This window comes from Chryseobacterium lineare, assembly GCF_977014045.1.
The window spans coordinates 1,207,749-1,222,896 of sequence record NZ_CDRNIQ010000001.1 but is presented as its reverse complement, the minus strand read 5'-3'; the positions used below and the strand labels follow the sequence as shown (position 1 = coordinate 1,222,896).

General features: G+C 36.9%; 13 protein-coding genes. 9 read left to right on the top strand and 4 right to left on the bottom strand.

Features of this window, described 5'->3' with window-relative positions:
- Positions 1-168: 168 nt before the first annotated feature.
- Complete coding sequence (locus ACWNCI_RS05475) at positions 169-1,320, top strand: hypothetical protein (protein ID WP_449387484.1); 1,152 nt, start codon at positions 169-171, stop codon at positions 1,318-1,320.
- A gap of 97 nt (positions 1,321-1,417) precedes the next feature.
- Here ACWNCI_RS05475 and ACWNCI_RS05470 read toward each other — a convergent pair whose 3' ends face one another.
- Positions 1,418-2,272 carry a nucleoside phosphorylase gene (locus tag ACWNCI_RS05470; protein WP_449387483.1) on the bottom strand — a complete coding sequence of 285 codons (855 nt, stop codon included), beginning with the start codon at positions 2,270-2,272 and terminating at the stop codon, positions 1,418-1,420.
- A gap of 174 nt (positions 2,273-2,446) precedes the next feature.
- On the opposite strand from ACWNCI_RS05470, the gene ACWNCI_RS05465 reads away from it, so the two are divergent.
- The 3 genes from ACWNCI_RS05465 (at position 2,447) to ACWNCI_RS05455 (ending at position 8,211) form a co-directional block, all read left to right on the top strand.
- Positions 2,447-4,333 (top strand): cytochrome-c peroxidase, encoded by a 1,887-nt coding sequence (locus ACWNCI_RS05465; RefSeq protein WP_449387482.1) that lies wholly within the window; start codon positions 2,447-2,449, stop codon positions 4,331-4,333.
- Positions 4,334-5,110: 777 nt separating this feature from the next.
- Positions 5,111-7,252: a PhoX family protein gene (locus tag ACWNCI_RS05460; RefSeq protein ID WP_449387481.1), complete on the top strand. Its 2,142-nt coding sequence runs from the start codon at positions 5,111-5,113 to the stop codon at positions 7,250-7,252.
- A gap of 59 nt (positions 7,253-7,311) precedes the next feature.
- The gene (locus ACWNCI_RS05455; protein ID WP_449387480.1) at positions 7,312-8,211 is read left to right on the top strand and encodes a leucine-rich repeat domain-containing protein; all 900 of its coding nucleotides are present in this window, start codon (positions 7,312-7,314) and stop codon (positions 8,209-8,211) included.
- 385 nt (positions 8,212-8,596) lie between these two features.
- On the opposite strand, the gene ACWNCI_RS05450 is transcribed toward ACWNCI_RS05455, so the two are convergent.
- Positions 8,597-8,920 carry a translation initiation factor gene (locus tag ACWNCI_RS05450; protein WP_449387479.1) on the bottom strand — a complete coding sequence of 108 codons (324 nt, stop codon included), beginning with the start codon at positions 8,918-8,920 and terminating at the stop codon, positions 8,597-8,599.
- Positions 8,921-9,058: 138 nt separating this feature from the next.
- Between ACWNCI_RS05450 and gpmI the strand changes: the two genes are divergently transcribed.
- The 5 genes from gpmI (at position 9,059) to ACWNCI_RS05425 (ending at position 13,893) form a co-directional block, all read left to right on the top strand.
- On the top strand, positions 9,059-10,600 hold the full coding sequence (gpmI, locus tag ACWNCI_RS05445) for a 2,3-bisphosphoglycerate-independent phosphoglycerate mutase (RefSeq protein ID WP_449387478.1): 1,542 nt from the start codon (positions 9,059-9,061) through the stop codon (positions 10,598-10,600).
- A 141-nt stretch (positions 10,601-10,741) separates the two neighbouring features.
- The gene (locus ACWNCI_RS05440; RefSeq protein ID WP_449387477.1) at positions 10,742-11,722 is read left to right on the top strand and encodes an acyl-ACP desaturase; all 981 of its coding nucleotides are present in this window, start codon (positions 10,742-10,744) and stop codon (positions 11,720-11,722) included.
- An 85-nt stretch (positions 11,723-11,807) separates the two neighbouring features.
- Complete coding sequence (locus ACWNCI_RS05435; RefSeq protein ID WP_449389481.1) at positions 11,808-12,239, top strand: BT0820 family HAD-type phosphatase; 432 nt, start codon at positions 11,808-11,810, stop codon at positions 12,237-12,239.
- A gap of 77 nt (positions 12,240-12,316) precedes the next feature.
- Positions 12,317-13,126: a type I methionyl aminopeptidase gene (gene map / locus ACWNCI_RS05430; protein ID WP_449387476.1), complete on the top strand. Its 810-nt coding sequence runs from the start codon at positions 12,317-12,319 to the stop codon at positions 13,124-13,126.
- Complete coding sequence (locus ACWNCI_RS05425; RefSeq protein ID WP_449387475.1) at positions 13,126-13,893, top strand: class I SAM-dependent methyltransferase; 768 nt, start codon at positions 13,126-13,128, stop codon at positions 13,891-13,893. The genes map and ACWNCI_RS05425 overlap by 1 nt, the downstream gene beginning before the upstream one ends.
- Before the next feature lie 57 nt (positions 13,894-13,950).
- Here the strand turns inward: ACWNCI_RS05425 and ACWNCI_RS05420 are convergent, their stop codons facing one another.
- Together ACWNCI_RS05420 and ACWNCI_RS05415 are read right to left on the bottom strand one after the other, a co-directional pair.
- Positions 13,951-14,280 carry a DMT family transporter gene (locus ACWNCI_RS05420; protein ID WP_449387474.1) on the bottom strand — a complete coding sequence of 110 codons (330 nt, stop codon included), beginning with the start codon at positions 14,278-14,280 and terminating at the stop codon, positions 13,951-13,953.
- A gap of 72 nt (positions 14,281-14,352) precedes the next feature.
- On the bottom strand, positions 14,353-14,949 hold the full coding sequence (locus ACWNCI_RS05415; protein ID WP_449387473.1) for a Crp/Fnr family transcriptional regulator: 597 nt from the start codon (positions 14,947-14,949) through the stop codon (positions 14,353-14,355).
- Positions 14,950-15,148 lie beyond the last annotated feature (199 nt).

Here is a 15,148-nt window from a genome sequence, read left to right as displayed (position 1 = left end):
TTTAGTGATAATTGTAATTAACCAATAACTATTCCTAAAACAATAAGTCAATGTTAAAGTTTTCATAAAAAATAATATAACTTTTTCTTATTTTTTTAAGAGTTAATTTTTTTTATGTCAGCAATTCTTATATTTGTGATTCAAACCAAGAATTAAACACGAAAAAAGATGAAAAAACAAACAAAGCTTTTTTTAATATTAGCGATTACATTCTTAATATTTTCAAACTCAGTTAAGGCACAGGTTGGAATAGGGGTATCTGATCCTGCTCCCTCTGCAATGTTGGATATTACTTCGAGTAACAAAGGACTTCTGATACCAAGAATAGCTTTGGCTTCCACAACAGATGTTACTACAATTCCTTCTCCTGCCAATGGTTTATTAATATGGAATAATGGTCTTGGTGCTGTCTCTGCAGCAGGATTTTATTTCTGGAATAATTCCAAATGGAATCAGATAGCCACAACTTCTACAGCACCGCCAAGTTCAGCCAGCTGGAGTACTTCAGGAAATAACATAGGAAATTATAGTGGGGCTGATACCAATTTATCTCTTGGAACTTCAGCTTATGATGATCTTATTTTTAAAGTAAATTCAGCTATTGCCGGTAGATTAGGGGTAAATAACTCTGTGATTTTTGGAAATTCTTCTTCTGCCGGACAAGATGCCGTTTCAGTAGGTAAATCCTCAAATGCAGCACAAAATGCTGCTGCCATGGGAAATACTGCAAAAGCAAATGGCTATCAGTCTCTTGCAATAGGCTTTGAAGCGGAAACAACTGCCAATAATGAAACTGCTGTTGGTTTTCAGACTAAAACTTCAGGACAGAATTCCACTGCTTTAGGTTCAGGGGCAAAAGCTCAAGCGCAATTCTCTACAGCAATAGGGTATAATGCTTTAACCTCTCAATCTAATGCCATTGTTTTAGGAAATAACAATGCCAATGTTGGTATTGGTACCAGTACACCTAATACTACTGCAAAGCTGGATGTCAATGGGCAATATAAATTAGGGATCAATGGGTCGGTGCAGAAAAGCCAGATCAGTTTTGAAGTCTGGCCAAGTGTCACAATTACTAATCTCCCGTCAGGCAAAACAACAACGATGAATATTTCTGTTCCGGCAGGTTTTACTCCTTCTGCTACAAGAGCTACGATTATTGTAACGCCTGCGAGTGACTTTGCCGGAAATTCTACCTTTTCAATATCAAACCCGAGATTAACGTCGACTACTAATATCACTATTAATCTGACGAATATTTCCGGTAATGCAGAGAATTTAAATTCAGCACATTTTTATGTAACAATCAATGAATTTTAGAATAATTATTGCCAATAATTGTTTTTGTTTTTTTTAAATGGAAAAAGGATTTCAATTTGAAATCCTTTTTCGTTAATATTTTCTCTTAAATATAAATCTACTTAATAATTCTTTCCAAAACCCATTCAATCAATTTCTTTTCAGAAGCATGATGATCGGAAGAGAACTCGCCACGTCTTCTGTTGGCAATCACATTATTTACGGTGATGGCTTTATGGCCTAAAAGTTTTGAAAAAGCATAAATGGCAGATGTTTCCATCTCAAAATTCGTTACACCAAGATCATTTAATGTTTCCAGGAATTTATCATCTAAAGCTTTTAAGCGCAATTGTCTCCCTTGTGGAGCATAAAATCCCGGGAAGGTCGCCGTATTTCCGTGATATTTGGCATCTTTATACAAATTCCCCAATTCTTCAGACCATTCTGAGAAATAAAGCATCGGTTTAATTGTAGAATATGGAAATTTATCCAGAAAGTTTCTTGAAAACTCGTTCTCAAATTTATAATCCTGATAAAAATGCATCAGGCCGTCAAGACCCACTACATTTTGGGTCACCAGCATATTATCTACCAGCACATCGGGGTTTACACTTCCGCAGGTTCCCATTCTGAACAGTTGAAGTGCCGAATGTTCTTTTTTAAACTCTTTATTTTTAAGATCGATATTCACCAGAGCATCAAGCTCATTCATGACAATATCAATGTTCTCCGTACCGATTCCGGTAGACATCACCGTGATTCTTTCCCCGCGCAGCGTTCCTGTATGAGTATAAAACTCTCTTTTGTTTTTTCTTACCTGTATGGTGTCGAAATATTGTGAAACCTTCGCAACACGGTCCGGATCTCCTACAAGAATAATCTTTTCAGCGATATCTTCAGGTAAAAGATTAAGATGATAAACACTTCCGTCTTCGTTCAGAACAAGTTCTGAAGCAGCAAGTTTATTGAGCATACTATGTTTTTTATTTGAATTAAAGTTTGTATTAAATCCTCCCCAAATATCCTCCATCATTTAAAAGATCCTATAGAAACAGATCATTTAATCGTGAATGTGATTTCGGGGTTTAAAATTAATAAAAATTCCTATATATAAAACGTAAAGATTATTTAATTCAAATTTAAAGTTGTGGTAACCTCGAAACAGTTTCCTATCAATAGTTTTGCGCAAAAAATTGAAATGAAGTTTTATCCGTTGGCTGTTATTTTTATGTTGCTGGGCATTGCCATAATGTCTTTTAATCCCAGACAAAAAGGTTTAGAAACCGAAAATTCCACCATCAATACAGGTTTAACGGATTTTAAAATAAAACTCGATCATTTAAAATCAGATGCTTACCGCTTTTCTGAAAATAAAATATCCCTTGAAGATCTCCGGAAAACATTAAAAGAGACAAGAAACGCTTTCAAGGAAATAGAATTCTACGTTGCCTATCATTATCCCGAATTCACCAAGACACATCTCAATGCAGCTCCATTATTCCATATTGAAGCGGCAGGTACGTCTTCTTACACGCTTCCTCCCGAAGGACTTCAGGTTTTGGATGAAATGATATTTTCTGATGAAGCAGAAGAAAAAAAGGAAGAGATCAAAACAATCACAGACTTTCTCTTCAACAGCTATGCAAGCTTTTATTTAAGCTCAGTAAAAAATGGTTTAAGCAAAGGAAATAACAAGACTTTACCTTTAAGAATAGAACTTATACGGATATACAGCTTAGGAGTTACCGGTTTTGATACTCCAGGTTCCCTAAATATTTCCGAAGAGGCCCGCCACGCTTTTTCAGGAATGAAAAAATACATCAATGACGATCCTTATTTTAAAAATTATAATACTGAGAAGGCAGATCAGTTATTGAGTTCAGGAATACAATATCTTTCAGCCCATACCGATTTTGAAACGTTCGACAGGATAGAATTTTACAAAAAATACATTCAGCCTTTATACAAAGAACTGGGAAGCTGGGATGGAAGAAGCGACGATCTCAAAGAATTTTCCGGTTGGAATGTCGGCAGTACAGAATTTTTCAGCAGTGATTTCCTTGATCCGTATTTTTATACTTTGCTGAAGAAAGAGGATGACAGCGAAGCCTTAAGAAAACTCGGAAAACAGATTTTTTATGATCAGAATCTAAGTGATAATGGAAGAATGAGCTGTGCCACCTGTCATCTTCCCGAAAATGCATTCACGGATCTGAAGGCAAAATCCCAAAGCAATGTCGATGGAAAGACGGTTCTGAGAAATTCTCCAACCTTATATAATGCCGTTTTTGCCAAAAGATTCTTTTATGACCTGAGAGCATTTTATCTTGAGCAACAGGCGGAACACGTTATTTACAACAAAGACGAATTCAATACCAGCTACGAAAACATCATTAAAAAATTAAAGAAAAAGCCTGAATATAAAAAAGCATTTGCCAAAGCTTTCGGTAACAGCAATATCAGCCGTGAGCATTTCTCCAAAGCCTTAAGTTCATACGTTGCTTCATTATATTCCTACGAAAGTGATTTTGATAAATTCATGAGAAATGAAAAAGAAATCTCTACCGATGCCCAAAAAGGTTTCAATCTTTTTATGGGAAAAGCCAATTGCGCGACCTGCCATTTTGCGCCCAACTTCTCCGGACTGGTTCCGCCATTCTTTAATGAAAATGAATCTGAAGTGCTTGGTGTAACGGCAAAACCTATTAATCAAAAGCCTGTTGAACTCGATGCCGACAAAGGAAGAATAAACAGTCCGGTAAAAAAAGAAAATTCATGGATTTACGAAAACTCTTTTAAGACCGTCACCGTAAGGAATATTGCCCTCACAAAACCGTATTTTCATAATGGTGCTTTCAATACGCTGGAAGAAGTGCTTGATTTCTATAACGAAGGCGGGGGAGAAGGACTGGGGTTAAAAATGAAAAACCAAACCCTCGATTCCGAAAAGCTCGATCTTTCAAAGACCGAAATTAAGCAAATTATTGCATTTCTAAATTCACTTACCGATATTAGTAAAACGAAGGTCAGGTAATTACTCTCGCAGATTGAGCAGATTTTAAAAGAAATCTGCATAATTACCATGATCTGTGGGAGCTTATTTTCAGACGCACCGACATTCATCTCCATTTTGACCAGGTGCGAAACGCCATTAACCTATTACGAATCGATATTTGTCTGCAATAATCACCATTTACCTGCTGCAAATCCATTTTAACCCAGTGCAAAACGCCATTTACCCATTGCAAATCAATATTTGTTGGCAATAATCATCATTTACCTGCTGCAAACCCATTTTAACCCAGTGCGAAACGCTATTAACCTACTGCAAACCCTTTTCAATCACGTGAAGTAAGGCTTTAACCATGAAAAACCGCCGCCAACCATGTGAAGTAGATAAAAATCCAGGTAAAGTAAGCAATAATTCATGAAAAACCGCCAACAGCCATGTGAAGTAAGCAAAAATCCATGTAAAGTAAGCCATCATCCAGCTACAGTAAAGAATAATTCATGAAAAAGACATTCATGGCAAACAAAGTCATCCCCCCATGAAAATCTCAGATTTTCATTCTTATGTGTTCTAACTATCTTCACGCATATCCACTTAAATCTTTTGTGACTTTTGTGGTTGAAAATCTAACCCGTTTTCACTCTCTTATTAATCCTGAGCAAAAATTTAACACACCCGTAACTCAATTAACATTAAGTTCTTCAATAATTAATATTCAGAGAGGTTTATTTAAAGTCCTATTAATAGGCAGTTCACAGTAAAAAAATAGTTTTGCTACGTCTTAATAAATCGAAATTTAAAATGAAAAGAAAACTACTAACAGTTGCAGCTCTTGCAATGGTCACGGGTTCATTATTGAATGCCCAGACTTTTATCTTCAACAAGAATTCTTCTTGGAAGTATAATGACACCAATACCGCGCTGGCTTCACAATGGAAAAATGCCAATTACGACGTATCTGCATGGTCACAAGGTAACGGACCATTAGGATATGGCGATCCTGTAACAACAACTACTGCTAACGGGCTTATCACCGCTTATTTTGCTAAAGATTTTACCGTAAATCTTAATGATCTGTCTAACGACATGGAGTTGGGCGTAATGAGAGATGACGGGATCATTGTGTACCTTAACGGGGAAGAGGTAGTAAGAGACAACATGCCTTCAGGAACTATTGATTTTACCACTTGGTCAAGCACCATCATCAGCGGTTCTGCAGAAAATGTTTACAACGTTTTTACCATTCCTAAATCTAAATTTGTAAACGGAACCAACAGGATTTCTATAGAGCTTCACAACAGAGGGGCAGACAGCTCAGATTTAAGAGTGGATGCTTACCTGAAAACAACCACTACGGTTAATCCTGTTTCGTGTAACGCTACCCATATCAGCTGCTTCACGTCTATTGTACCGACAGCTCAGACAAATAAACTGATTATCCCTACCGAACATAAATATCAGCTTATCCTGAAAGAAGGAGACAACTATACAGAAGGAGGAGGATTAGTGGGCGGACAGAATGACTTCACGGGATATGTCGCTAAAAACTCAAGCAGTACCAACGGTTATCTTTCCGTAAACCATGAGACGAATCCGGGAGGAGTTACCATGGCGGAAATTAATTATAACGCGACGACTAAACTTTGGCAGCTGACAAGATCCAGAGCGGTAAGCTTCTCTGCACCTAGCCTTGTACAGACGATCAGAAACTGTTCAGGAGGTGTTACCCCTTGGGGAACCATCGTAACGGCAGAAGAGCAGACGACTTCCAATGACGTGAATGCAGACGGAATGAAAGATTACGGATGGTTGGTAGAAATTGATCCTGTAACAGCTCAGGTGATTTCTCAGAATGCTGACGGATCTAAAGGAAAACTATGGCAGATGGGTATCATGAACCACGAAAACGTCGTGATCAATAATACCGGAACTATAGCTTATTACGGTGAAGACGGCGGTACGCACATGGTATATAAATATGTAATGGATACACCGAATAACCTTTCTTCAGGAAATCTTTATGTATTAAAACTTGATCAGGGATTAAGCGGGGGAGATCCTGTAGCAACGACGGCAACATGGGTTCAGGTTCCTAATAAAACAAAACCCGATCAGAATAGCACAGCATCTTTAGCAGCATCTCTTGGAACGTCTTTCAATGGTGTTGAAGATGTGGATATCAGTCCGATTGACGGGAAAATTTATTTTACTGCTAAAGGGTTGAATAAAGTATATCGATTAAAAGATGACGGAACTACCGCTTCACAGGTGGAAACTTTCGTGGGAGGTCTTACTACCAACTATTCTTTTGAAACTGCTCAGGGAACAAAAACAGAAGCTTGGGGAGACGGAAACGACAACCTTACGTTTGATGAGCTTGGAAACCTTTGGGTGCTTCAGGATGGTGGTAAAAACTACATCTGGGTAGTGGCACCGGATCATACACAGGCCAATCCTAAAGTGAAATTGTTTGCTTCCATGCCGGCAGGTTCGGAGCCGACAGGTCTTACCTTTACCCCGGATCATAAATTCGGATTCTTCTCTATTCAGCATCCGGATTCTACCATTTCTACAGATATTGATGCTACCGGAAATACAGTTGATTACAGAGGAAAATCTGCAACGATTGTCGTAGCCCTTAAAAACAATCTGGGAACAGAGGGAACATTAGGAGCTATCGATACCCATGCAGAAAATACAGTAACTGTTGCACCAAATCCAACCTCAGGAATCGTGAAAATCAATTCTCCGAAAGGCTTAAAGAATATTGCGGTAACAGCTTACAGCATAGATGGTAAGATTGTTTTCACTCAGAAATATTCTGGAATGAACAAAATGTTAGATCTTGATTTTACGAAACAGCTTGAAACTTCAAGAGTGTTGATTTTAAACATCGAAGCGGAAGGAGGATTCCAACAGACGGTAAAATTGTTGAAAAAATAGATTATTAATATTTATATAGCTGCCGGTAATATTGTGTTGCCGGTAGCTTTTTCTATTCTATGAAAAAGTTATTTTTTTCTATTTCGTTACTCTTCCTTTCACTGGCAAAGGCACAGATTGACCCTGTAAAATATCCTACCTACACCAATGTCGACGAGGCATTGAATAGCGGGAAGACGGTCTACAGCATGAGCTTCAGGGGTAAAAAGATCTTTAATCTTCCGGCTGATATCCAGAAACTGAATTCCATATTCTTTCTGAATTTAATGGAAAACAAACTTGAAAAAATGGATGAATCGATCTTTAAACTGAAAGAATTATCGATCTTAAATCTGAATGAAAACAGCATCAAATATATTCCGGATGAAATTGCAGAACTTCAGAAGCTGGAAAGCTTTTCCATTAATTTAAATAGCCTGACAAGCATTAACCCGAACCTGGCGAAACTTCAAAGATTAAAAGTTATTCATCTTGATGCCAATAATCTTAATGTTTTTCCGGAAGCTTTATTACAAATTCCAAGTCTGGAAGAAATTAATCTGCAGGGAAATCAGATCAGTTTTATTGCGAAAGACCTTGATCAAATTAAAAATTTAAAATCATTAAATCTCGCATCCAATCAGCTCAACGATCTGGGAGAACTTGAATTCCCGAAGCAATTAAAATATCTGGAATTACAGCAGAATTCCATCAGAAAGCTTCCTGATGATTTATTCAGATCAAAAAATCTTGAGTTTTTAAATGTAAGTCAGAACAATATCCAGGAAATTTCACCCAAAGTAAAAGGATTGAAAAATGTGGTCAGCATGAATCTGGCGAATAATAATCTGAAAGATCTCCCGGAAGAATTTTCAAAGCTGAAAAACCTGAAAACACTGATATTGATCGGCAATCCTATGGATAAATCAACTATTGAAAACCTGAAAAGAATAATGCCGGAAACGCAGATTTATTTTTAACCATGATCTGTAAAATTGAGAATTGTTTTTAACGCGATGTTCGCAAAGAATTTCTTATAAAGACTAACTGTTAATCTGTTCGCAAGGGCACTTCGTTCAGCAAATGATATAAAAAAAATAAGCTTTTGCGAGTGATTTGTAAAAGTATGAAGGCAAGAGTTGAGAATCGTTTTTAACACAATGCTTGCGGAAATCTATAAGTATAAGTTTCGTAATTTTTTCGTACTCGTATTTAATTACATCTAAGTCTTCAATTTCAATTGATTTCAAAGTTTCTGCTATCATTTGCTGAACGAAGTGCCTCCGCGATCAAAAATATACGCAATCATTTCAATTCAAATCCTTGCGATCCTTGCGTTTAAAACAAGGCTGTAGTAAAACAAACCTATCCGCCGACTCTTTTGGTTTTATAGCCCATTTCTTTAAGGATATTCATTATTTTATCACGGTTATCCCCCTGAATAATGATCGTTCCATCCTTTTCAGAACCACCTATTCCTAAGGTGGTTTTTATTTTTTTTGATATTTTCTTAAGGTCTTCCTCACTGCCTTCCCAGCCTTCAACGATCGTTACAGGTTTACCATTTCTGCCTTTCTTTTCAAATTTGCAAACCAAAGGCTCTTGTTGCTTGAATTGCTCTTCAGGCATTTCAAAATCCTGCTCCTCATGTTCAGGAAAAAGGTTTTTCAATTGATCTCTTAAATCCATATCGCAAAATTAATAAATATTTATCTAAACTTTCTCCGCTAAGGTCCTGCGGAAATTGATTTTAAACAAATTTTAAGCCCTTCAATTCTTAAATTCATTTCAAAATAGATAAATTTGTAATACAAAAGTTTATACAAAATGTCGAAAAAAGCAATATTAGCCATCCTCGACGGATGGGGATTGGGAATGAATCCGGACGTTTCAGCCATTGACAAAGCAAACACTCCATTTATAGATAACTGTCTTAAAAATTTTCCACATACCACACTGGAAGCAAGCGGACTGGCGGTAGGTTTACCTGCAGGACAAATGGGAAATTCAGAAGTAGGACATATGAATCTGGGTGCAGGAAGAGTAGTCTACCAAAATCTTGTGAAGCTGAATATGGCTGTTGAAAATGGATCATTGGGTCAGCAGAAAGTTATTCAGGATGCCTTTGAATATGCTAAAAGAGAAAATAAAAAAGTACATTTTATAGGTCTGGTTTCCAACGGTGGGGTGCATTCTCACATCAATCACCTGAAAGGTCTTTTAACCGCGGCTCATGAATTCGGTTTACATGAAAATGTATTTGTTCATGCTTTTACAGACGGCCGCGACTGTGATCCTCATTCCGGAAAAGGATTTATTGAAGATCTTCAGAATCACATGGAAAAAACCGTTGGTAAACTGGCTACTGTGGTGGGAAGATATTACGCAATGGACAGAGACAAGCGATGGGAACGTGTAAAAATTGCTTATGATGCGATGGTGGAAGGTGTTGGCGCTCAGACGACCAATGCATTACTGGAAATTCAGAAGTCTTATGATGAAAATATTACCGATGAGTTTATGAAGCCGATTATTGTGATCGATTCTACAGCGATTGGAAATGTTGTTCCGGTAGCTAAAATCACTGATCATGATGTCGTGATCTGCTTCAATTTCCGTACAGACAGAGGGCGTGAGATCACAGAAGTACTTACGCAGCAAGGTCATCCGGAATATTTTATGAGAAAACTGCCGCTGTATTATGTGACTTTAACCAATTATGATAAAACTTTTAAAGATGTACACGTAGTTTTTGATGAAGAAGTTCTTCATGAAACAATGGGCGAAATTCTGGAAAGAAATCATAAAACTCAGATCAGAATTGCAGAGACAGAGAAATATCCTCACGTAACGTTCTTCTTTTCAGGAGGAAGAGAAGAGCCTTTCAATGGAGAAAAGAGACTGCTTTGCCCAAGTCCGAAGGATGTTCCGACTTATGATCTTAAACCTGAAATGTCTGCTTACGACATTACGAATGCCATCGTTCCTGAGCTGGAAAATGAAACAGCAGATTTTATATGTTTAAATTTTGCCAATACTGATATGGTAGGCCATACCGGTGTTTTTGAGGCGGCTGTAAAAGCAGCGGAAACGGTAGATAAATGCATTGAAAAAGTAGCGACAACTGCTTATGAACACGGTTATGTGGTTTTCATTCTTGCAGATCATGGAAATTCTGACGTGATGATTAATCCGGATGGTACACCAAATACGCAGCATTCCACGAATCTGGTTCCTTTTATCGTGATGGATAAAGACCATACCTGGAATCTGAAGCCCGGTAAACTCGGGGACGTGGCACCAACTATTTTAAAAGCAATGGATATAGAGATTCCTGAGATTATGACAGGTGATATATTAATCAGTTAGAATAATAATATTACGTTAAAATTGCCGTTGTATTTTATATAGCGGCAATTTTTATGATGAATATCAGAAGAATTAACAGATTATTATGTTTTAAATAATAAATAAAACTCTAAATTTGCAAATTAATCCTAAATTTAAAGAATGTATCAAAAGCTTGTAAGAAAAGAAGTAATGGGAATTTTGGAAAAGGAAGTAGGCTCTTTTCTGGATAAATTTTTAACGCCAATTGAAAAGATCTGGCAGCCTTCCGATTATCTTCCTGATCCATCAAGCTCAGATTTCAAATATGATTTAGAAGAAATCCAGACTTTTGCACGTGAAATGCCTTACGATCTTTTCGTAACATTAATTGGAGACTGTATTACGGAAGAGGCTTTACCTTCATATGAATCCTGGTTGATGGGCGTAGATGGAGTAGATCAGGAACAGAAAGAAATTGGCTGGGCCAACTGGGTAAGAGCCTGGACTGCCGAAGAAAACAGACACGGAGATCTTTTAAGCAAATATCTTTACCTGTGCGGAAGAGTAAACATGAGAGAAATGGAAGTAACAACACAATATCTTATCAATGATGGTTTCGATTTGGGAACAAGTATGGATCCGTACAGAAATTTTGTTTACACAAGCTTCCAGGAAACCGCTACCAATGTTTCTCACAGAAGAGTAGGAACTTTGGCAAAACAGTCCGGAAACGGAAAGCTGGCTAAAATGTGTGGCGTAATCGCTGCAGATGAAGCAAGACATGCCAAAGCATACAAACATTTTGTAACGAAAATTCTTGAGATCGATCCTTCTGAAATGATTCTTGCATTTGAAGATATGATGCGTAAAAAAATTGTAATGCCAGCCCACATGATGAGACAATCCGGACAGAAAGCGGGAGAACTTTGGGGACATTTTTCGGATGCTGCACAGAGATGCATGGTATATACAGGACAGGATTATATCAATATTCTTAAAGATCTTTTGGATGAATGGAAAATTGAACACATAAAAGGTCTTAACGAAAAAGCCGAGAAAGCACAGGAATATCTGATGAAACTTCCAGGAAGACTTCAGAAAATTACGGACAGGATTTCTACGCCTGACCTGCAGTTTCAATTCAAATGGGTCAAAAGCTAGTCAATAGTAAATTATAAAACTCATGAGTGCCGGATTATTTTGGCACTCTTTTTTGTATCTTTGCGTTTTTAAAAAATAAATTCACATAATGAATAATAAGAAAATTGCTGTAGATTTCGACGGGACTATTGTTGATGATGCCTATCCGGCGATTGGTAAAGCAAAAATTTTTGCTTTTGAGACATTAAAAAAGCTTCAGTCAGAAGGGTATCGCTTGATTCTCTGGACATACCGTCATGGAAAAACACTTGATGAGGCCATTGAATTCTGTCAAAAGAACGGTATTGAATTTTATGCTGTCAATTCAAGTTTTGAAGGTGAAGTTTTTGATTCTGAAACCCAATCAAGAAAAATAGATGCAGACTGGTTCATTGACGACAGAAATCTGGGTGGTTTTCCGGGATGGGGCGAAATCTACAATATTATTCAGGAAAGAATAGAATTCCGTGTGGAAGGAAAAGAGGTTTTGGCGTATTCAAAACTTAAAAAAGAAAAGAAAAAAGGATTATTCTGGTAAAGAATAAATCTAACAATATAACAGTTTACCAATTTTTGATTGTTACATTGTTAAATTTTTAAATTGTTACATTATTTATGATTCAATTAAAAACAATAGACGAATTACGTCTGATGAAACAGAGTGCTCAGTTGGTTTCCAGAACATTAGGAATGCTGGCCAAAGAGATCAAACCGGGAATTACCACTTTGTATTTAGATAAACTGGCACATGATTTTATTAAAGATCACGGCGCTGAACCCGCATTTTTAGGATATGGAGGTTTTCCGTATTCTTTATGTATTTCACCGAATGAGCAGGTTGTTCACGGCTTTCCTAGTAAGGAAGAAATTAAAGAAGGTGATGTTTTATCTGTGGATTGCGGAGCTATTTTAAATGGTTTTGTAGGAGATCACGCTTACACATTTGAAATTGGAGAAGTAAAACCTGAAACCAAAAAACTTCTGAAAGTCGCTAAAGAATCTCTTTACAAAGGTATTGAGCAGTGCATCAGAGGAAAAAGAATAGGAGATATTTCTCATGCCATCCAGGCTCACTGCGAAAAAGAGGGCTATGGAGTCGTAAGAGAACTTGTGGGGCACGGCGTAGGAAGACAGATGCATGAAGATCCGCAGGTTCCGAACTACGGAAAACAGGGAAGCGGAAAAGTGATCAAAGATGGTTTAACAATCGCTATTGAGCCGATGATTAATCTCGGTACCGAAAAAGTGAAATTTCATAATGATGGATGGACGGTGACTACTCTAGACAATCAGCCATCTGCGCATTTTGAGCATGATGTTGCAGTAATTAACGGAAAACCGGTGCTGCTTTCTACGTTTCGGTATATTTACGATGCTTTAGGTATTGAAAGTAATGAGGAAAAAGCTTTCCAATTGGATTTTTAATGAAAAAGGTTGCCAAACTTTTATTAAATAAAATTCCACGTCCTATGCTGATTAAAATAAGCATTTGGGCGAGGCCTCTCATTTATCAGCTTTTTAAAGGTGACCGTTTTATTGATCCTATCGACGGAAGATCATACAGAAAGTTTCTTCCTTACGGATATGGAAAACAACGTGAAAATGCTTTATCACCTGGAACTTTAAGTCTGGAAAGACATCGCCAGATGTGGCTGTATCTTCAGAATGAAACCGATTTTTTTATTAAAAATTATAAAGTTCTGCATATTGCTCCCGAGCAGGAATTTCTGAGAAAATTTAAGAGAATGAGAAACCTGAATTATATTTCAGCGGACTTATTTTCTCCCATCGTGGATGTAAAAGCAGATATCTTGGATCTTCCTTTCGAAAATGAAAGTTTTGATATTATTTTCTGTAATCATGTTTTAGAGCATATTGAAGATGATGCGAAAGCTATGAGTGAATTGTATCGTGTGCTGCGTCCCGGCGGATGGGGTATTCTGCAGGTTCCTATGAAGAATTCTCTGGAAAAAACCTATGAAGATTTTACGATCAAAGATCCTAAGGAACGTCAGAAACATTTCGGACAGTATGACCACGTGCGTTGGTACGGAATGGATTATTTCGACAGACTTCAGAAAGTAGGTTTTGAAATAGACGTCAATTTCTACTCCCAACAGTTTTCAGAGGAAGAAATTACAAAATATGGGCTCAGAAAAAATGAAATTCTGCCCTTAGTTTATAAAAAATAATAAAACGCCTCCGACTGCCGGAGGCGTTTTCTATTTAAAAATTTTTCTTTAATAATCTTAATGCGAAGAAACCGCTTTTAATCCGATAACAGAGCTTATCAATGTTATTATAAAAAATATCCTCCAAAATGTTACCGGTTCTCTGAATAAAAATATACCCACCAGTACCGTTCCTACTGCGCCGATTCCGGTCCAGACCGCATACGCCGTACCGATAGGAAGTGTTTCTGTCGCTTTGATGAGTAAAAGCATACTGATTGTAAGGGAAATAAGAAATCCTGCAAACCAGAAGTACATGGTAGCTCCTGTCGTTTCTTTCACTTTGCCCAGGCATGATGCGAAGGCCACTTCAAACAATCCTGCAATAATTAAGATAATCCAATTCATTTTTTAAGTTTCTGCTGCAAAGTTCTGAATTTAAAAACAATTCAGTTGTTTATAGCTAGGGAAACATTAAAATTAAATATAAATTTTCCTGTTGATAATTTTCAGAAAACCTTCTTTTTCTAGTTTTTTGATGGTTCGGATTACCGTTTCTACTCTCAGAGCGGTAATTGAGGCAATCTGTTGCCTTGTAAGAGGAACTTCAAATGAGAACTTCGAATCGTCGGCACTGAAGCTTTTCTGATAGCGTAAAGCGCCTTTAATCCGGACATCCGGACGAAGAGAAGTATTGTTTTCCAGCATGATGTATTTATAATACAGGCGCTCAGACAAAAATTTATTGATATCCCTTGAAATTTGCGGATTCTCATCCAATAATCTCACAAAACTATTTTTCGGTAATTTCAACACAGTCGTTTCTTCAAAAGCTATTGCATTTACAGGATATGTTTCGTCAATAAATAATAATAATTCACATACACTAAGCCCTTTATTCAGGATGGCGAGAATGAGCTCTTTACCATCTTCATTGTAATGATTAAGCTTTATTCTTCCTTTTACGATCTGATAATAATACTTAGGAACGCTGTTTTCCTCAAATATGACGTAAGAAGATCTAAGGTCTTCGAGTTCTGCTCCGTATGATAATAAGAGTTGTTCTTCAATTAACATATAATAAGTTTTTTAATTTGATACTGATAATTTAAATTAATTATTATAAAATCATCCTTGCAAAATCTGTACACTTTAATTATATTTTAAATACAAAAACAATAAACCCCCGAAAATACAGGGGTTTAAAACTTGAAAGTATATATTTAAGTGAAAAAGTGTTGTCAGCTAATATTCAAACACTGTGCCGTGAATTATA